The organism is Roseateles hydrophilus (assembly GCF_026712245.1).
GTDB classification, from domain to species: Bacteria; Pseudomonadota; Gammaproteobacteria; order Burkholderiales; family Burkholderiaceae_C; genus Pelomonas; species Pelomonas hydrophilus.
In genome coordinates, this window is record NZ_JAPPUY010000002.1 from 699,969 (window position 1) to 719,152 (window position 19,184).

14 protein-coding genes and 1 pseudogene are annotated in these 19,184 nt (G+C 70.8%); 8 read left to right on the forward strand and 7 right to left on the reverse strand.

What is annotated here, in order from left to right; translation table 11 throughout:
• Positions 1 to 23 precede the first annotated feature (23 nt).
• Both lnt and NYO99_RS10335 read right to left on the reverse strand, forming a co-directional pair.
• Positions 24 to 1,466, reverse strand: a complete 1,443-nt coding sequence (gene lnt, locus NYO99_RS10330; protein ID WP_268167100.1) for an apolipoprotein N-acyltransferase — start codon at positions 1,464 to 1,466, stop codon at positions 24 to 26.
• Positions 1,463 to 2,344, reverse strand: coding sequence for an HlyC/CorC family transporter (locus NYO99_RS10335; RefSeq protein ID WP_268167101.1), 882 nt, complete (start codon positions 2,342 to 2,344; stop codon positions 1,463 to 1,465). Before NYO99_RS10335 ends, lnt begins: the two co-directional genes overlap by 4 nt.
• 115 nt (positions 2,345 to 2,459) lie before the next feature.
• Here NYO99_RS10335 and NYO99_RS10340 point away from each other — a divergent pair, with 115 nt between their 5' ends.
• The 5 genes from NYO99_RS10340 (at position 2,460) to hslU (ending at position 8,279) form a co-directional block, all read left to right on the forward strand.
• Positions 2,460 to 3,512: a CobW family GTP-binding protein gene (locus tag NYO99_RS10340; RefSeq protein ID WP_268167102.1), complete on the forward strand. Its 1,053-nt coding sequence runs from the start codon at positions 2,460 to 2,462 to the stop codon at positions 3,510 to 3,512.
• A gap of 103 nt (positions 3,513 to 3,615) precedes the next feature.
• A complete protein-coding gene (gene dksA / locus NYO99_RS10345; RefSeq protein WP_422395487.1) occupies positions 3,616 to 4,311 on the forward strand; it encodes an RNA polymerase-binding protein DksA in 696 nt (231 codons plus the stop codon).
• 153 nt (positions 4,312 to 4,464) lie between these two features.
• The gene (locus NYO99_RS10350; protein WP_268167103.1) at positions 4,465 to 6,240 is read left to right on the forward strand and encodes a hypothetical protein; all 1,776 of its coding nucleotides are present in this window, start codon (positions 4,465 to 4,467) and stop codon (positions 6,238 to 6,240) included.
• 162 nt (positions 6,241 to 6,402) lie between these two features.
• A complete protein-coding gene (hslV, locus tag NYO99_RS10355; protein WP_268167104.1) occupies positions 6,403 to 6,969 on the forward strand; it encodes an ATP-dependent protease subunit HslV in 567 nt (188 codons plus the stop codon).
• Positions 6,966 to 8,279: an ATP-dependent protease ATPase subunit HslU gene (gene hslU / locus NYO99_RS10360; protein WP_268167105.1), complete on the forward strand. Its 1,314-nt coding sequence runs from the start codon at positions 6,966 to 6,968 to the stop codon at positions 8,277 to 8,279. Before hslV ends, hslU begins: the two co-directional genes overlap by 4 nt.
• 42 nt (positions 8,280 to 8,321) lie before the next feature.
• Here the strand turns inward: hslU and NYO99_RS10365 are convergent, their stop codons facing one another.
• Complete coding sequence (locus NYO99_RS10365) at positions 8,322 to 9,086, reverse strand: type III pantothenate kinase (RefSeq protein ID WP_268167106.1); 765 nt, start codon at positions 9,084 to 9,086, stop codon at positions 8,322 to 8,324.
• Between the two features lie 116 nt (positions 9,087 to 9,202).
• Here NYO99_RS10365 and NYO99_RS10370 point away from each other — a divergent pair, with 116 nt between their 5' ends.
• Together NYO99_RS10370 and NYO99_RS10375 are read left to right on the forward strand one after the other, a co-directional pair.
• Positions 9,203 to 10,753, forward strand: coding sequence for a methyl-accepting chemotaxis protein (locus NYO99_RS10370; protein ID WP_326494831.1), 1,551 nt, complete (start codon positions 9,203 to 9,205; stop codon positions 10,751 to 10,753).
• Positions 10,754 to 10,789: 36 nt separating this feature from the next.
• Entirely contained in the window at positions 10,790 to 11,386 is a 597-nt protein-coding gene (locus NYO99_RS10375) for a YdeI/OmpD-associated family protein (protein WP_268167107.1), read from the forward strand.
• A gap of 100 nt (positions 11,387 to 11,486) precedes the next feature.
• Here the strand turns inward: NYO99_RS10375 and cobA are convergent, their stop codons facing one another.
• The 4 genes and pseudogenes from cobA to NYO99_RS10395 form a co-directional block, all read right to left on the reverse strand.
• Positions 11,487 to 12,323 (reverse strand): uroporphyrinogen-III C-methyltransferase, encoded by an 837-nt coding sequence (gene cobA, locus NYO99_RS10380; RefSeq protein ID WP_268167108.1) that lies wholly within the window; start codon positions 12,321 to 12,323, stop codon positions 11,487 to 11,489.
• A complete protein-coding gene (locus tag NYO99_RS10385; protein ID WP_268167109.1) occupies positions 12,320 to 15,067 on the reverse strand; it encodes a nitrate reductase in 2,748 nt (915 codons plus the stop codon). The genes cobA and NYO99_RS10385 overlap by 4 nt, the downstream gene beginning before the upstream one ends.
• Positions 15,068 to 15,085: 18 nt before the next feature.
• Positions 15,086 to 15,865, reverse strand: a complete 780-nt coding sequence (locus NYO99_RS10390; protein ID WP_268167110.1) for a type IV pili methyl-accepting chemotaxis transducer N-terminal domain-containing protein — start codon at positions 15,863 to 15,865, stop codon at positions 15,086 to 15,088.
• A 46-nt stretch (positions 15,866 to 15,911) separates the two neighbouring features.
• Positions 15,912 to 17,126, reverse strand: a pseudogene (locus NYO99_RS10395) (NAD(P)/FAD-dependent oxidoreductase); the annotation flags it as partial.
• A gap of 308 nt (positions 17,127 to 17,434) precedes the next feature.
• On the opposite strand from NYO99_RS10395, the gene NYO99_RS10400 reads away from it, so the two are divergent.
• Entirely contained in the window at positions 17,435 to 19,183 is a 1,749-nt protein-coding gene (locus NYO99_RS10400; RefSeq protein ID WP_268167111.1) for a bifunctional protein-serine/threonine kinase/phosphatase, read from the forward strand.
• Position 19,184 lies beyond the last annotated feature (1 nt).

Sequence of the window (19,184 nt, forward strand, 5' to 3'; positions counted from 1 at the left end):
CGATCGAGAGGGGATGGTCGATTCTATTGGCCGGCTTTGCGCAGGCCGGCCAGCGCCAGCAGCGCCGCCGCCCACAGCGGCCACAGGCCCAGCGCGTCCAGCCAGCGGGCGTAGGGCGTGCTGCCCTGGCGGCCGTCCACCGTCACCTCCAGCACGCCGCGCGCCAGCGCCGGCAGCCGGGCCGTGACCTGGCCGCGGTGATCCACCAGCGCCGTGGCGCCGGTGTTGGTGGAGCGGGCCACCGGCCGCTGGAACTCCAGCGCCCGCATCTGCGAGAACTGCAGGTGCTGGTCCTGGACCATCACGGTACCGAACCAGGCCAGGTTGCTGACGTTGACGAACACGGTCGCCGCGTCCGCGCCGACGGCGCTGTGCACGATGTCCTCGCCGAACAAGTCCTCGTAGCAGATCAGCGGGCGCAGGCGCTGCCCGGCCACGGCCCAGGGGCGCTGGTGGTCGCCGCGGCCCTGGTCGTCCATGGGGATGTTCATCGCGCGCACGAACCAGCCGAAGCCTGGCGGGATGAACTCGCCGAACGGCAGCAGGTGGCGCTTGCCGTAGTGGTAGCCCGTGCCCAGGCCAACGACGGAGTTGACGAAGCCTTCCTCGTGATTGCCCAGGAAGGCGCCCAGCAGTGCCGGGCGCTCGGGGCGGGACAGGCGCGCCAGCGTCGCAGCATCCAGGTCCAGCAGCGGCAGCGGCACGACGGACTCCGGGGTGATGACCACCTGGCCGCGCGACGACTCCACCAGTCGGGCCAGCGTGTCGAGGTTGGCGCTGAAACGCTCGGGGTCGAACTTCTGATCCTGCGGGATGCTGGGCTGCACCAGCGACAGTGCCACCTGGCCGGCCGGCTGCGTGAAGTCCTGCGGCAGCAGCGGGCCGGCCAGCGGCAGCAGCAGCGCGGGCGCGGCCAGCGCCCAGGCGCGCTGCTTCAGCAGCACCAGGCCGGCGGCCGCCAGCGCTGCCAGTGTGGTGATGCCGTACACGCCCACCCAGGGCGCCCATCCTGCCAGCGGGCCGGCGGTGTGCGCGTAGCCAGAGGCGATCCACGGGAAGCCGCTGAACCAGGTGGCCCGGGCCAGCTCGGCCAGCAGCCAGGCCGGCACAAGGGCCAGCAATCGCCAGCGGCCTGGGGCGATGAAGCGCGCCGTCAGCCCCAGCGCCAGCGCGTAATAGCTGCACAGGAAGGCCGCCAGCAGCGCCACCGCCAGCGCCGCCAGCACCCACGGAATGCCGCCGAACTGGTGCATGGAGATGTGCAGCCACCACAGGCCCGAGGCCAGCCAGCTCCAGCCGAACAGCGCGCCGCACAGGGCGGCCGCCTTGGTCGTGGCGCGGGCGACCACGCCGAACAGCAGCGCCAGTGCGGCGATCTGGGCCCACCAGGCCTCGGTGGGCGAGAACGACGCGGTCTGCAGCAGGCCAGCGGCCAGCGCCGCGCCTGCAGCGAGCGCGGGCCTCACGCGGCGGTCTCGCCGTCAGCGGCGCGTGTGACCTTGAACCAGCGCACCGCGCCGCCACGCGTCAGCATGACGGCGAAGTTCAGGCCGCCCACCTGCACCGTCTCGCCCCGGCGCGGCACGCGGCCATGCTCGTGGGCGACCAGGCCGCCGATGGTGTCGAAGTCGTCATCCGGCAGTGCGATGCCGAAGCTGCCGTTGACGGCCGCGATGGACGCGTCGCCGGCCACGCGCTGGCTGCCGTCGGCCAGTGTGTACAGGCCGGACTCGCCGTCCTTCTCGTCGAACTCGTCCTCGATCTCGCCGACGATTTCTTCCAGCACGTCTTCGATGGTGATGAGGCCGGCGGTGTTGCCGAACTCGTCGATGACGATGGCCAGGTGGTTGCGGTTGGAGCGGAAGTCGCGCAGCAGCTCGTTCAGGCCCTTGCTCTCGGGCACGAAGACCGTGGGCCGCAGCAGTGCGCGCAGGTTGAGCTCGGGCGCGCGCTGCATCTTCAGCAGATCCTTGGCGAGCAGGATGCCGATGATGTTGTCCTTGCTGCCCTCGAACACCGGGAAGCGCGAGTGGCCGCTGTCGATCACCAGGCCCAGCAGTTCGTCGTAGGGAGCGTCGATGTCCAGCAGGTCCATGCGCGGCGCTGCCACCATCACATCGCCGGCCGACAACTCGGCCATGCGCAGCACGCCTTCCAGCATCTGGCGGGATTCGGGCTCGATCAGCTCGCGCTGTTCGGCGTCAGCCAGGGTCTCGATCAGTTCGGTTTTGGAGTCCGGGCCGGGGTGCAGGAACTCCAGCATGCGCTCCAGCAGGCCGCGGGCCTCGGGCGGGTGTTTGGCGGCCCCGCGAACTGGGGGCCGGCCTGAATGTGGTTCGCTCAAGGGGAGCCGTCAAGGTATTGCGACAGGGGACAGAATAGCCGATTGGTTTGACAGACCTTGCAGTCCGGCGCCCAGACCTCATCTGCGCCGCCTTCCCTTGAAACCGGTTTCCGCCATGTCCAGCAACAACGGCCTCATTCCAGCAACCATCCTCACGGGCTTCCTCGGCGCCGGCAAGACGACGCTGCTCAAGCGCGTGCTGACCGAGGCCCACGGCCAGAAGATCGCCGTCATCGAGAACGAGTTCGGTGAAGAGAACATCGACACCGACATCCTGGTGTCGGACACCAACGAGCAGATCATCCAGATGAGCAACGGCTGCGTCTGCTGCACCATCCGCGAAGACCTGCGCACCACGCTGAGCGACCTGGCCGCCAAGCGCCGCAAGGGCGAGCTGGACTTTGAGCGCGTCGTCATCGAGACCACCGGCCTGGCCGACCCGGGCCCGGTGGCGCAGACCTTCTTCATGGACGACGAGATCGCCGAGGCCTACCTGCTGGACTCGGTGCTGACGCTGGTCGATGCCAAGCACGCCGACGAGCAGCTCAACACCCGCCAGGAAGCGCGCATGCAGGTGGGTTTTGCCGACCAGATCTTCATCAGCAAGAGCGACCTGGTGGAGCCGGCGGCCGTGGAGGCGCTGATTCACCGCATCAAGCACATGAACCCGCGCGCGCCCATCCAGACCGCGCATTTCGGCGAGGTGTCGCTGAGCAAGGTGTTCGACCTGCGCGGTTTCAACCTGAACGCCAAGCTGGAGATCGACCCCGACTTCCTCAAGGCGGACGACCACGGCCACCACCATCACCACCACGACCATGACCACGAACATGGTGAGCACTGCGATCACCCGCACCACCACCACCACGATGACGACGTCAAGAGCTTCGTGTTCCGTTCGGACAAGCCCTTCAACCCGGCCAAGCTGGAGGACTTCCTCGGCGCCATCGTGCAGGTCTACGGCCCCAAGATGCTGCGCTACAAGGGCGTGCTCTTCATGAAGGGCACCGAAAAGAAGGTCATCTTCCAGGGTGTGCACCAGATGATGGGCTCCGATCTCGGCCCCAAATGGATGCCGGGCGAGAAAAAACAGAGCAAGATGGTGTTCATCGGCATCGACCTGCCCAAGGACGTGTTGATGCAAGGTCTGGAGGGCTGCCTGGCTTGATGTTTTTTCGCCCCGCGGACCCTGTTTTCCGGGGGGCGATGGGACCGCGGATCGCATGGCTACAATCCGCCGCGCTCAAAATTGGGCTGCCGGCTGATAAGCAGTGGGATCCAGGTCTTTCACCGCGCCGAAGCACGCCCTGAGCGAGGAGAAGACTGTGAGCAAGACCCCGGCCACCAAAACCGCCGCTGCACCCAAGGGTGCGAAGAAGACAGAAGCCGGCGCCGACGTCGCGACGTTGGAAGTTCCAGCGCCGGCGAATCGCTTCGCGGATCGCTTCGCGCCCCCGAAGCCGCCCGCACGCGGTGCCCAGCAGGCAGATGATTCGCCGCGCGCGGCCGCCAAGGGCGATCCCAAGCTGGCCAACGCCTGGAAGACCAAACCGGGTGCCGAGTTGAGCGACGCCGAAGTCCTAGCCATGCCGGACTCGGAGTACATGAACGCCAAGCAGATCGAGTTCTTCCGCGCCAAGTTGGAGGGCCTCAAGAACGAGGTGCTGTCCAACGCGGGCGAGACCACCGAGCATCTGCGTGAAGACACGACCATCGTGCCCGATCCGGCGGACCGCGCGACCATCGAGGAAGAGCATGCGCTGGAGCTGCGCACGCGTGACCGCGAGCGCAAGCTGCTGAAGAAGATCGTGCAGTCCATCGGTCGCCTCGACAGTGGCGACTACGGCTACTGCGACGAGACCGGCGAGCCCATCGGCCTCGGCCGTTTGATCGCGCGCCCGACTGCGACGCTGTCGCTGGAGGCACAGCAGCGCCGCGAGCTCAAGCAAAAGATGTTCGGCGACTGACAAACCATGCATGAAGCGACTGCGCGGACACAGGATGGGCCTGCGCGGCTCGCCGTACGGGTGTACGGCTGCGCCGCTCGACCCACCCTGCGTCCGCTCGCGACGCTTCCTGCACGGCTTTTCCCGGCTGGCTGATCAGGACATCCCCCACCCATGACCGAATCCAAGCCCGCAGATCCGAAGGAAGGCGACAGTTTCTTCCGCAAGGTGGCGCGCTTCGTCGCGAATCCGACGACGGATTGGTCCGAGATCAACTCCCGCCAAGACGACCCGCAGGGCGACCTCGCCAAGGCCGAACTGCGCGCCATGGTGGAACGCAAGCGCCGCAATGACTTCGTGCGCAAGCGCGAGCTGGACATGCTGCGCCGCATCCGCCGCGAGGGGCTGACGCCCGAGCAGCTGGCGGCGCTGGCGGCCTCGCCGTCCCGCATGGGTGACGATGAGCGCATCAGCGAGCCCAGCTCCAAGATCGACCTGGGCGTGAAGGCCAAGATCGACGAGATCGAGCAACAGATGGTGGGCGAGAGCTTCGCCACCACGCAGGCGGTGCCCAACAAGCAGCAGCAGCCGGACTTTTTCGAGACCAGCACACGACCCGTGGCGTTCGCGCCGACGGTGACGGAGCCGCCGGCCGTGCTGGATGCCAGCGGTGGCCGCGTCAGCGAGTTCTCCACCCCGCAGGAAGCTCGCCGTCTTTCGGTGCCGCCACCGCCCGCGGCCGTGACCATGGGCGCGGCCATCCCGCCGCTGTCCGACGCCGCGCCCAGCCGGTTGCCCGACCTGCCGCCGCTGGACATGCCGCTGTCGTTCACGCTGGCCGAGCCTGTCGGCGCGCCGGTGGAGGTGCAGGAGGTCGTGCACGATCCCGAGCTGGACGAAGCCGTCATCGCCTTCGCGAACGCCGACTACGACTCCAGCGAGCACGCGCTGACCGAGCTGGTGCGCCCGGGGGGCAGCCGCAACCTGCATGGCGAAACCTGGCTGGTGCTGTTCGACCACTACCGCGCCACGGGCGCTCAAGGCAAGTTCGAGGCGCTGGCGGTGGAGTACGCCCAGCAGTTCGGCTTGTCCGCGCCGCAATGGTTCTCGATGCCCCGGCTGGTGGCGGAGTCCACCCGCCAGGCCGGACGCAGCCCCATGGGCAAGGCCGGCCAGGTGAGCTGGAGCGCGCCGGCCAACCTGACGGTCGACGATGTGCTCACGCTGGCCAAGCGCGCCGAGACGCTGCCCATGCCCTGGGTGTTCGACTGGGGCTCGCTGGACGGCATCGAGATCGCCGCGGCCATCGAGCTGCGCGGCCTGTTCCATCAATGGGCGCAGCAGCAGGTGGACCAGCGGTGGCTGGGCGGCGACCATTTCCTTGCCCAGCTCAAGGAGCTCGCGCCCGTGGGCGAGCGCGACACCGACCCGGTGCTGTGGATGCTGCGCCTGGAGGCGCTGCGCCTGACCAACCGGCCCGATCAGTTCGACGAGGCCGCCATCGACTACTGCGTGACCTATGAGGTCTCGCCGCCGTCGTGGGAGCGCGCCAAGTGCCGTGTGCGCATCGGCAGCGAAGGCGCATCCACCAACAGCCCGGCCACCAGCACGCTGCACGCCGAGGCGGTCTCCAGCTTCCTGGATACCAGCGTGATGGACCCTGCCCATGCGGCGGCCCAGGTGGAGCTGCAAGGCCAGCTCAGCGGCGACATCTCCGACACGCTGCGCGCCATGGCGGCCGAGGTGGGCGAATCCAGCCTGATCAACATCTCCTGCACCAAGCTCATCCGTCTGGACTTCATGGCCGCCGGTGACCTGCTGAACTGGGTGTTGGCACGCCGCAGCGAGAACCGAACGGTCGTCTTCAACGACGCCCATCGCCTGGTTGCGCTGTTCTTCGGCGCGATGGGCATCAACGAGCACGCGAAGGTCAAAGTCCGGGTGAATTAGCCCACCCCCTACGCGCTGACGCGCGCCCCCTCAAGGGGGCACTGCCGACGGCCCGGCGAAGCCGGTTCCGTGGCAGTTGCTGGATTTGTCGCGGCGGGGCCGCTCCGGGATTGGGTGGGGGAACCTTGCGAAACTGCGGGTCGACCTTATGTGGGGCGACTTATGTCTTCTGATTCCTCTTCGGCCGTGTATCACGGCACCACCATCGTTTCGGTGCGGCGGCAGACGCCTACCGGCTGGCAGGTCGCCATCGGCGGCGACGGTCAGGTCACGCTGGGCCACACCATCGTCAAGGCCAGCGCGCGCAAGGTGCGCAAGCTCTACCGCGACCAGGTGCTGGCCGGCTTTGCCGGCGCCACCGCCGACGCCTTCACGCTGTTTGAGCGCTTCGAGGCCAAGCTGGAGAAACACCAGGGTCACCTGGTGCGCGCCGCCGTCGAGCTGACGCGCGACTGGCGCACCGACCGCGTGCTGCGCCGCCTGGAGGCCATGCTGGCCGTGGCCGACAAGAGCGCCTCACTCATCATCACTGGCAACGGCGACGTGCTGGAGCCCGAGCAGGGCATCGTGGCCATCGGCTCGGGCGGCGCTTACGCGCAGGCGGCCGCCAAGGCGCTGCTCAACCACAGCGAGCTGAGTGCGGCCGACATCGTCAAGAAATCGCTGGAGATTGCCGGCGAGATCTGCATCTACACCAACCAGAACCACACGCTGGAGGTGCTGGAATGAGCTCGATGACGCCTCAGGAGATCGTCTCCGAACTCGACCGCCACATCGTCGGCCAGAACGCTGCCAAGCGCGCCGTCGCCATCGCGATGCGCAACCGCTGGCGCCGCCAGCAGGTGGACGACAAGCTGCGTGGCGAGATCACGCCCAAGAACATCCTGATGATCGGCCCCACCGGGGTCGGCAAGACCGAGATCGCGCGCCGCCTGGCGCGACTGGCCGGTGCGCCCTTCATCAAGGTCGAGGCCACCAAGTTCACCGAGGTGGGCTACGTCGGCAAGGACGTCGACTCCATCATCCGTGACCTCATCGAGGTGGCCGTCAAACAGGAGCGCGAGGTGGCCATGCGCCGCTGCCAGACGCGCGCCGAGGATGCCGCCGAGGAGCGCATCCTGGACGTGCTGCTGCCCGGCTCGGACGCCGACAACGCCACGCGCCAGGCCTTCCGCAAGAAGCTGCGCGAGGGGCAGCTGGATGACAAGGACATCGAGCTGGACCTGGCTGCGCCGCGGCCCAGCCTGGAGGTGATGACGCCCTTCGGCAACCAGCCCGGCATGGAGGACATGGCCGAGCAGTTGAAGGGCATGTTCAGCCAGCTGGGCGCCGGCCAGAAGAAGACGCGCAAGCTCAAGATCGCCGAGGCGATGAAGCTGCTCGTGGACGAGGAGGCCGCCAAGCTCGTCAACGAGGAAGAGATCCGCGCCACGGCCCTGGCGAACGCGCAGGAGATGGGCATCGTCTTCATCGACGAGATCGACAAGGTGGCCTCCCGCCAGGAGCACGGCGGCGCCGAAGTGTCCCGCCAGGGCGTGCAGCGCGACCTGCTGCCGCTGGTCGAAGGCACGACGGTGTCCACCAAGTACGGCCTTGTGAAGACCGACCACATCCTCTTCATCGCCAGCGGCGCCTTCCACCTCAGCAAGCCCAGCGACCTGATTCCCGAGCTGCAGGGTCGCCTGCCGATCCGCGTGGAGCTGGACTCGTTGTCGGTGGCTGACTTCGAGGCCATCCTGACCAGCACGCACGCCAGCCTCGTCAAGCAGTACCAGGCGCTGCTGGCGACGGAAGGCGTCACGCTGGACCTGCAGCCCGACGCCATCCGGCGCCTGGCGCAGATCGCCTACGAGGTCAATGAGCGTACCGAGAACATCGGCGCGCGCCGCTTGGCCACGGTGATGGAGCGGCTGCTGGACGAGATCAGCTTCGACGCGCCCAACCGCGCGGGCCAGACGCTGTCGCTGGACGCCGCGGCGGTGGAGGCCAAGCTCGGCGCGCTGGCGGCGAACGAGGACTTGAGCCGCTTCATCCTGTAGCGCGCCGGCACCGCGGCCCCGTGCGGCCGCCGGAGTGGGGGGTTAGCCCCGCGCAGCGTGGATCGCCAGCAGCCCGTCGAAGATCAGGCCCTCGACCAGCTCATGCGGCACGTCCAGTGCCGGCGCCACCTTCCAGCCGGCGCCGCCGGTCATCAGCAGCAGCGGGTCGCGGCCTTCGCGTTGGCGCAGCAGGCGGTACATGCGCTCGATCGCACCGGTGATCGCAAAGGTGCCGCCGGTCGTCAGCGCGTCGCTGGTGTTGGTGGGGAAGTCGCGCACCTCGCCGGTGGGCACGCGCAGGCCGGCGGTGCCGCCTTCCAGTGCGCGCAGCATGATGCCGTGGCCCGGCAGGATGAGGCCGCCGAGGAACTGCCCGTCACTGGACATCGCGTCCACCGTCACGGCCGTGCCCACCATCACGGTCAGCACCGGGCCGTCGAAACCGCGTCGCCGGGCGTGGGCGTGGGCGCCGATGACGGCCACCCAGCGGTCGGCGCCCAAGCGTGACGGATGGTCGTAGCCGTTCCTCACGCCCGCGGTCTCGGCCGACGGCACCACCCAGCGCGTACTGAGATCCCAGTGCTCCATCTGCTCCTCGACGCGGCGGCGTACCGCGTCGCCCGCCACGTTGCTGCCCAGGGCGCGCGTCGGCGGGGCCAGGCCTTGCCAGTCCTCGTCGGCCAGGCGGTCGATGTTTTCCAGGAACACCGCGCCATGCTGCAGCGGCTGGCTGCCGGGCGTGGCGTCGGTGGGGTAGACGGCCCATTTGAGCCGGGTATTGCCGATGTCGATGGCCAGAAAGCTCATGGCGGGCCGGGGCGTGAACGATGCCGCGAGCCTACCAGCGCCTCCGTGGCTGTCCCTGCGGGTTTCTGCTTCAATCCGGCGCTAGTTCCGCACAAACCATCCCCTGAGGAGATCCCATGCTGCGACGACTGCGCATCCAAGCCCGCCTTTGGCTGGCGTTCGGCATCATCCTCGTGCTGACAGCGGTGCTGGCACTGGTGGGCGGGTTTGGCCTGAATGTGTCCGAGAAAGCGCTGGAAGGCATCACGCAGCGGCTCATCCCGGCGTCCAACATCACGATGAGCGCGCGCAGCCACCTGCTGCAGAGCAAGGCCGCCACCTCGACGCTGGTGGCGTCCATCTTCAACAAGGACGGCATGGCGCGGGCGCGCAAGGACTGGGATGCCGCCCAGGCCGGCCTGGACAAGGCGATGAACGACTTCGCGGCCATCTCCACCGAGCAGCAGGGCAAGGACAACCTGGCCAAGTTCCGTGCGCTGATGGCGGACTACCGCAAGGCGGTCACACCCGTGGCCGACAAGCTGTCGGGCGATGCCTACCCCGATGCACAGGGCGCTTTCGAGGACATGAAGGCGGCCGATGCGGCCTATGACCCGGCGCTGACCATGCTGCAGGGCATCGAGGGTGACCTGAAGAAGCGCGGTGATCAGGTCTTCGCGCAGGTCGACCGGCTCGTGAAGAGCGTGTTCTGGGGCTTCATCATCGCGTTCGCGGTGTGCGTGGTCATTGGTGCGCTGCTGGCGGTGCAGATCTCGCGCTCCATCATCGGCCCGCTCACCGCCGCCAAACGCTTTGCCGAGCGCATGGCCGGCGGCGACCTGTCGCGGGCGCCGGATGCGAGCGGCAGCGACGAGTCGGCCGAGATGATGCAGGCGCTGGCGACGATGCAGCAGTCGCTGTCCAAGATCGTCGGCCAGGTGCGCGAGTCGGCCGAGAGCATCCAGGTTGCGTCCAGCGAAGTGGCCAGCGGCAACATGGACCTGTCGCAGCGCACCGAGCAGACCGCCTCCAACCTGCAGCAGGCCTCCAGCTCCATGAGTGAGCTGACCGGCACGGTCAGCCAGAGCGCCGACTCGGCCCAGACGGCCAAGCAGTTGGCCGGCGCCGCGGCCGAGACGGCCGGCCGGGGCGGCGAGGTGGTGTCGCGCGTGGTCAGCACCATGGACGAGATCAACAACGCCAGCCGCAAGATCGCCGACATCATCGGCACCATCGACGGCATTGCCTTCCAGACCAACATCCTGGCGCTGAACGCGGCGGTCGAGGCCGCCCGGGCGGGCGAGCAGGGCCGCGGCTTTGCGGTCGTGGCCGGTGAGGTGCGCTTGCTGGCGCAGCGCTCGGCCGAGGCCGCGCGCGAGATCAAGGCGCTTATCAACGCCAGCGTCGAGCGCGTGGAGGCCGGCACCCACCTCGTCAGCGACGCGGGCGCGACCATGACCGACATCGTCGGCTCCGTGCAGCGCGTGACCGACATCATTGGCGAGATCAGCGCCGCCGCCGCCGAGCAGAGTCAGGGCATCGCCCAGGTCAACGGCACGGTGACCGAGCTGGACCAGATGACCCAGCAGAACGCCGCGCTGGTGGAGGAGTCGGCCGCCGCCGCGCAGTCGCTGAAGGAGCAGGCCGTGCGGCTGGCCGGGCTGGTCAGCTCGTTCAAGCTGAGCTGATGGCGCGGGCGCGGCGGCTTGCGGCACACTGCGCCGATGCCCGTCGCCGCCCATGACTCACCGGTCCTGTTCCCTGACGCCCAGACGTTCGAGGCCTGGCTGCGCGAGCATCACGCCTGCAGCAACGGCCTGTGGCTGAAGCTCGCCAAACGCGGCGCGCGCGAGGCCAGCGTCAGCTACGCCGAGGCCGTGGAGGTGGCGCTGTGCTGGGGCTGGATCGACGGTCAGAAGCAGGCGCTGGATGCGCAGCACTTCCTGCAGCGCTTCACGCCGCGGCGCGCGCGCAGCGTCTGGTCCCGCATCAATGTCGACAAGGTGGCCGCGCTGACCGACGCGGGCCGCATGCAGCCGCCGGGCCTGGCCCAGGTGGCGGCTGCGCAGGCCGACGGCCGCTGGGCCCGGGCCTACGACGGCGCCCGCACGGCGACGGTGCCCGAGGACCTGCAGGCGGCGCTGGACGCCGAGCCGCAGGCCAAGGCCTTCTTCGCCACGATCAATGCCGCCAACCGCTACGCGATGCTGTGGCGCGTGCAGACGGCCATGAAGCCCGAGACGCGGGCCCGGCGCATCGCCCAGCTGGTGGCCATGCTGGCACGTGGCGAAACCCTGCACCCTGCCAAGCCTGCTGCGTGACGACGAGGCGACCGCGCGCGCGGCGCGATCTCCACGCGGCACACGGGCAGGGACTCGCTCGCCGCCCGTGAGTTCCTGGCCTGCATGCCCGTCGGCTCGCTCAGCAAGCGTGGCGCCAGCCGGCCTGCTCGGCCGCGGCCCGGGCGCCGTGCGCTGCCACCTCCCCGATGACCAGCAGCGCCGGGCTCTGCAGCCTCTCGCGCTGGATGCAGTCGGGCAGCCCAGCCAGGGTCGTGGCGGCGTGCTGCTGGCGTGCCGTGTGGGCCGCGCTGACGACGGCCGCAGGCAGGTCGGGGCGCAGGCCTGCGGCCAGCAGTTGCGCGGTGATGTGGGCCGCCCGCGCCACGCCCATGTAGATGACCAGCGTCAGCCCGGTGCGGGCCAGCGCGGCCCAGTCGGGCTCGGCATTGCCGTCGCCGGGGTGGCCGGTCACGAGGATGACGCCGGGCGAGGCGCGGCGGTCCGTCACCGGGATGCCCACGGCCGCCGGGCCGGCGATGCCGCTGGTCAGGCCCGACACCACCTCCACGTCCAGGCCGGCCTCGCGCAGCGCATCCGCCTCCTCGCCGCCGCGGCCGAAGACGAAGGGGTCTCCGCCCTTGAGCCGCACGACGCGGTGGCCGGCCGTCGCCTCGCGGATCATCAGCGCGTGGATGAAGTGCTGGTCGGTGCTGACGCAGCCGTCGCCGGGCCGCCCCCAAGGCGGCTGCGCGTCCCCTTGGGGGACGGCCGGCAGCGGCTGGCCAGGGGCCCTGGGCCAGCCGCCGCGCTTGCCGACGCGCAGCAGGCGGCCCTTCACCAAGGCCAGCACGCGCGGGTCGATCAGGTCGTCGGCCAGCACCACGTCTGCCGCCTCGATGCGGCGCAGGGCGCGCACCGTGAGCAACTCCGGATCGCCGGGGCCGGCGCCCACCAGGGACACGACGGGCGGCTTCATGCCGGCACCTCTTGCGGCGTGCTGGCCACCAGCCGGCGCAGCGCCGGCAGGCAGGAGCCGCACTGCGTGCCGCACTTCTTCTCGCCCTGCAGCTGCGCCAGGCGCTCGCCCGGGCTGCCGCTGCAGCGCGCCAGCGTGAAGCGGATGACGTCCTCGCGCACGTCGAAGCAGTTGCACACCTGCGGGCTCGCAGCCGTGCCGGCGTCGCTGGGCGGCGCGTCGGGCGACAGCAGCCAGCGGCCCGTCGCGGCGGCGGCGCGGCGCTCGCGCCACAGGTCCACCAGCCACGCGCCCTCGTCGCCCCGGCCCACGCGCAGCAGGGCCTGCAGCGGTGCGGCATCGGCTGCGCCTGGGGCCAGGCGCAGCCGCCGCAGCCGGCCGCGGCCGGCGTCGGCATATCTCAGCACGTCGGGGCCCGCCAGGCCCAGCAGCGCGGTCAGCTCGGCGACGAGTTCGGCGGCGGGCGCCTCGGCGCTGGCCGCCTCGAAGGCCCAGCCCAGCTCGCCCGAACGGCTGGGTTCGGGCAGGCAGTGCGCATAGCCGAAGCGTGGCATCAGCGCGCGCAGCGCCTCGCGCAGCGCGGCGGCCTCGTCGGGCGCCACCCAGGCGCAGGCGCTCAGGCGCCAGGGCAGTTCGGCCGGCGTGATGGCGACGGCGGCGAACTTCAGCTCGGGCTGGCGCGAGTCGGGGCAGGCCGCGCCGTGCGTGACGGCGTTGACGCCCTGCTGCGCACCGACGAACTCGTCACCCCAGTGCATCGCGATGTCGGCCGTGGCCGGCGCGAGGTTGGGGTCACGCTTCAGCGGCAGCACCAGCGCGCCGCGCGCCGAGCGCACGCGCACCAGCGTGCCGTCGGCCAGCGTGCCGGCGTCGGCCGGGTGCAGCCGCACCAGCGGCCGGCCCTCGTGCGCAAACAGGCCCGGCACGGCGCCGCTGCGGCTCATGCCGTGCCATTGGTCGCGCAGGCGGCCGGTGGTCAGTGCGAATGGGCGGTTCGCATCGGTGGCCTCGGCCGTCGGCAGGTAGGGGCGGGCGATGAAGCGGGCACGGCCGTTGTTGGTGGCGAAGCGGCCGTCGGTGTACAGACGCGGCGTGCCTTGCGTGGCGCCCTGCGCATAGGGCCACTGCTGCGGGCCGTCGGCCTCCAGCACGGCCCAGGTGAGGCCGGTGATGTCCAGGTCGCGGCCGCGGGTGGCCTCGCGGTGCTCCAGCCACAGGGCCTCGGCGCTGTCGGCCGCCAGGCGCGGCGCGCGGCCCAGGCCGCCGTCGATCAGGGCGGCGATGTCGCGCGCGATGCGCCAGTCGGCGCGCGCCTCGCCCGGCGCGGGCACGGCGGGGCGCACGCGGCTGATACGGCGTTCGCTGTTGGTGACAGTGCCTTCCTTCTCGCCCCAGGTGGCGGCGGGCAGCAGGTAGTCGGCGTAGCGGGCCGTGGCCGTGTGCGCAAAGGACTCCTGCAGGACGACCAGCTCGCAGCGCTCGAGCGCCGCGCGCACCATGGCCTGGTCGGGCATGGACTGGGCGGGGTTGGTGCAGACTATCCACAGCGCCTTGATCTCGCCGTGCGCAGCCGCCTCGAACATCTCGACGGCGGTGTGGCCGCGCTGGCCGGGCAGGTCGGGCGCGCCCCACAGCGTGCTGATCTCCGCCCAGTCCTCGGCCTTGGCCGGATCGCGGTGGCCGGGCAGCAGCGTGGCCATGCCGCCGCTCTCGCGGCCGCCCATGGCGTTGGGTTGGCCGGTCAGCGAGAACGGGCCGGCGCCGGGCCGGCCGATCTGGCCGGTGGCCAGGTGCAGGTTGATCAAGGCCGTGTTCTTGGCCGTGCCGGCGCTGCTCTGGTTCAGGCCCATGCAGTACAGGCTCAGCGAGCGTGGCGAGGTGGCAAACCACTCGGCGGCCTGCCAGATGTCGGCCTCGGCCACGCCGCAGACCTCGGCCGCGCGGGCGGGTGACCAGTCGCGCACCAGCGCCTGCACGGCCTCGAAGCCCTCGGTGTGTGCGGCGATGAAGTCGCCCGCCGCCCAGCCCCGCTGAATGACGGCGTTCAGCAGGCCGTGGCACAGCGCGACGTCGGTGCCCGCGCGAATCTGCAGGTGCAGGTCGGCCAGCTCGGCGGTCTCGGTGCGGCGCGGGTCGATGACGATGAGCTTGTGGCCGGGCTTGGCCGCGCGCGCGGCCTCCAGGCGGCGGAACAGGATGGGGTGCGCCCAGGCCGGGTTGGCGCCGCTGACGAGCAGGCAGTCGGCCAGCTCGATGTCCTCGTAGCTGCAGGGCGGCGCGTCGGCGCCCAGCGACTGCTTGTAGCCGACGACGGCCGAGCTCATGCACAGCCGCGAGTTTGAGTCGATGTGCGGCGTGCCGATGACGGCGCGCGCCAGCTTGTTGAACGCGGTGTAGTCCTCGGTCAGCAGCTGGCCGGAGATGTAGACGCCGATGGCCTCGGGCCCGTGCTGCGCGCGGATGGCCAGCAGCCGGTCGGCGATCTCGCGGTTGGCCTGGTCCCAGCTGATCGCTGCAGGCGCTTCGCCGCGGGCCGCACGCTTGAGCGGCACGTGCAGGCGCTGGTGCTGCAGCACGACGGGCGTGGCCGTCAGGTGCAGGTTGGTGCCCTTGGTGCACAGGCGGCCGAAGTTGGCGGGGTGGTCGGGGTCGCCGCGCACGCCGGTGATGTGCCGGCCGTCATGCTGGATGACGACGCCGCAGCCGACGCCGCAGTAGGGACAGGTGGACTTTGTCTCTTGCATCTTGTTCTCGGTGATCGCTCAGCCCTGGCCCAGCTCGCGGGCGAACTGGCCCGTGACCGTCTCCATGACGGCGAGCAGGTTCTCGCTGGCCGAGAACACGTCGCTGGCGGCCTGGGCCGTGGGGCTCTGGCTGCCCAGTGCGCTTTTCAGGAACACCCACTGGCCTTGCGCCAGCGCGAGGTTGTCGCGGATGGCGGGCGTGGCCTCAGGCGCGCTGGCCAGCGTGCGCATGGCCTGCTCGAATTCGTTGCTGGACTTGAGGGTCTCGCGCTGCACGAGGTCAGCGCGTGCCCCCTGCTGGCGCGCCAGGAAGTACAGCGCCAGCCGCTGCGACAGCATGCGCTGACGGCCCGACAGGTTGACCAGCCGCGCCGTCGCGGCGCTGGAGCGCTCCTGCAGCTGCGTGGTGGCCACGTGGGCGATGCTCAACACTTCGCCGGAGCGCTTGAGCAGCTCGTTGACCTGCTCGCGGTCGGGCCGGCTCAGCAGCAGCGCGCGGTAGTCGCCGAAGCGGCTCAGCAGGGCCTTGTAGCTGCCGGCGATCTCGGGCGTGGGCGCAAAGGCCAGCAGCTCGCGCAGCTGCTGCTCGAAGCGGGCGGCGCTGTCGTCCAGCACCTGGCGTGCGCGCGGCGCCAGCTCGGGCTGCAGCTGGCCCAGCCAGGCCTTGCCCATGCGCTGGCTCAGCATGCGCTGGGCGCCAGCCTTGTCGATGGCGTCTCCCAGCTGGGCGATGCGGGCGTGGGCGGGGAGGGCGAGGCCGGCGCTCAGGCCGGCCAGCAGCAGGGTGCGTCGTTGCATGGGCAGGGGTCTCTCAGGCAGCGGCGAGGGCGGCGTTGGCGCAGTCCTCGCCGAACATCAGGCGGTCGCGGATGGCGCTGATGTCGCGGCGCTCGCGCAGCAGCCGGAAGTACCAGCCACCGTCCACGGTGTCGCCGTACAGGCAGGCGCCGACGAGCTGGTCGTTCTGGATGACCAGCTTCTTGTAGACGCCGCGGGTCGGGTCGTTCAGCACGATCTCCTCGGTGCCGCCGCCGCCGCTGAAGTTGCCGGCCGAGAACAGGTCGATGCCGGTGACCTTGAGCTTGGTGGACACGTCGGAGCCGAGGTAGCGGCCGATGCCGCTCTGCGCCAGCTGCGTGGCCAGCACCTGGGCCTGCTCGAACAGCGGCGCCACCAGCCCGTAGGCCACGCCGCGGTGGGCCGCGCATTCGCCGACGGCGTAGATGCGCGGGTCGGTGACGGTCTGGAGCGTGTCGGTCACGACGATGCCGCGCTTGCACAGCAGGCCGGCGCTCTCGGCCAGCGCGGTGTTGGGCCGCACACCGGCGGCCATGACGACGAGCTCGGCCGGCAGCTCGGCGAGCTGGCCGTCGGCCTGCTGCAGCCGCACCGCACGCACGCGGCCGCCGTCGTCGCCCAGCAGCGCCTGCGTCTGCGCGCCGAGGCGGAAGTCCAGGCCGCGTGCCACCAGCGTCTGGCGCAGCAGGTCGGCGGCCTGGGTGTCCAGCTGGCGGTCCAGCAGCGTGCCGCCCAGGTGCACCACGGTCACCTGCATGCCGCGCTGCATCAGGCCGTTGGCGGCCTCCAGCCCCAGCAGGCCGCCACCGATGACGACGGCGTGGCGGTAGCGCGTGGCGGCGTCGATCATGGCCTGCGTGTCGGCGATGTCGCGGTAGGCGATGACGCCGGCCAGGTCCTTGCCCGGCACCGGCGGGATGAAGGGGGTGGAGCCGGTCGCGATCAGCAGGCGGTCGTAGTCGGCCGTGGTGCCGTCCTCGGCCACCACGCAGCGCCGCTGGCGGTCGATGCGCGCCACCGCCTTGCCCAGGTGCAGCGTGATGCCGTGCGCCGCGTACCAGGACAGCGGGTTCAGCACGATCTCGTCCAGCGTCTGCTCGCCAGCCAGCACGGGCGACAGCAGGATGCGGTTGTAGTTGGGGTGCGGCTCGGCGCCGAACACGGTGATGTCGTACAGCTCGGGCGCGAGCTTCAGCAGCTCTTCCAGCGTGCGCACGCCGGCCATGCCGTTGCCCACCATCACGAGCTTCAACTTCTTCATCCCCGACTCCAAACAGCAGCTGGTCTGAGCCTTGCTTTGCAAGCGATGTGCCAGCGATGAGGCTGGCCTTTTCACCCTGCCGCGCCCAGCGGCGCCCCACGCCGAAGCGGTTTCAGGCCCGGTGCGGGTGCACTCGTCCCGAGAATGGTGCCCCTCGCTCAGCACGCACCTGCTGAACGCAGGCGTGCTGATCGGTCCCCCGAGGGGCGGCGATGCTCGCGGCGTTGAGCCGCGGGCACATCGCCTTGGCGGGCCGGCCTGGGGCGGCCCGGCGCTCGGCCCGCACAACGCAGAGACCATCCACATCCATGCGCTTCGAACTCGATACCGGGCTGTCCAGCCTGCAGGGCAAGCGTGCCCGCAACGAAGACTTTGCCGGCGTGCAGGCACCGCAGCCGCACGAGGCCGAGCGCGGCTGGGTGGCGGCACTGGCCGATGGCGTCAGCGGCGCGGAGGGCGTGGCCCACGACGGGCTGATGGCGGCCCAGACCTCGGTCATGAGCCTGCTGCGCGACTTCCACGCCGTGCCGCCCGACTGGGACACCAGCGTCGCGCTGGACCGCTTGCTGGGTCACCAGAATGCCTGGCTGGCCTCGCACAACCGCCGCCCCGGCCCCGACGGCCAGCCGCGCGAGGCGCTGACCACGCTGACTGCCGTGGCGCTGCGCGGGCGCCGCTATGCGCTGGCCCACATCGGCGACAGCCGGGCCTGGCTGCTGCGCGACGGCGACTGCCTGCTGCTGACGCAGGACCACCGCCTGGAGCGCCGCGACTTCGCCGGCCTCACGCGCGCGCTGGGCCTGGACGACGCACTGCGCCTGGACCACAGCGCCGGCGAGCTGAAGGTGGGCGACCGCCTGCTGCTGACCAGCGACGGCGTGCACGGCGTGCTGCGCGCCCGCCAGATCGCCGATCTGCTGCGGGCCACGCCCGGCGCGCAGGCGGCCGCCGATGCGCTGACCGCCGCCGCGCTGGCGGCCGGCAGCCTGGACAACGCCACCGCGCTGGTGCTGGACGTCAAGGACCTGGCCGACCCCGGCCTGAACGACCTCGCCGCGCTGGGCCGCACGCTGCCCAGCCCCGGCCCGCTGGGGGTGGGCAGCGTGCTGGACGGCTACCAGATCACCGCGGTGGTGGCCGACAACGGCGCGCACCGGCTGCTGCAGGCGCGCGAGCTGGCCACGGGGCGGCTGGTGGCGCTGAAGATGCTGCGCCCTGGCCGCGCCGACGATCCCGAGGAGCGCGCCATGCTGGCGCACGAGATCTGGCTGGGCCTGCGCCTGGCCGAGGCGCCGCGCCATCGCCGCCGTGGCGGCGAGAGCGGCTTCGTGCGCGTGCACCCGCCGGCCGACGGCGCCACGCACTTCTACGCCGTGTTTGACTGGCACACGGGCCAGACGCTGGAGCAGCTGCTGGCCACCGGCCCGCTGGATGTCGGCCAGGCGCAGGCGCTGGCCGTGGCGGTGGCGCGCTCGCTGAGCCTGCTGCATGCGGCGGGCGTCATCCACCGTGACATCAAGCCCGCCAACCTGCACCTGGGTGACGACGGCCAGTGGCGCGTGCTGGACCTGGGCGTGGCGCTGAGCCCGCGCGCCACGGCCGCCGCGCGCGAGCTGCATGCCGGCACGCCCAGCTACATCAACCCCGAGCAGTGGGAGGACCCGCCGGCCCCGGCCGACGCGGGCGCCGACCTGTTCGCGCTGGGCGTCACGCTGTACCAGGCGCTGACCGGGCGCCTGCCGTATGGCGAGGTGGAGCCCTACCAGCTGGGCCGCTACAAGCGTGAGCCCGCGAGCGTGAGTCGGCTGCAGCCCAGCGTGCCCATGCCGCTGGACCGTGTCGTCATGCGCGCCATCGCGCGCGAGGCCCGGGCGCGCTTCGAGACGGCCGACGAGCTGCTGCTGGCGCTGGAGCGGCTGGCTGCGCGTGACCAGGTCGGGCCGGTGCGGCCGGCCCGATCGACCGGCGATGCGGTGCTGCCTTGGCAGATGGCCTGTGGGGTGTCGCTGCTGTTCAACGCGCTGCTGATTGCCTGGCTGCTGTTCCTGCCGCGCTAGT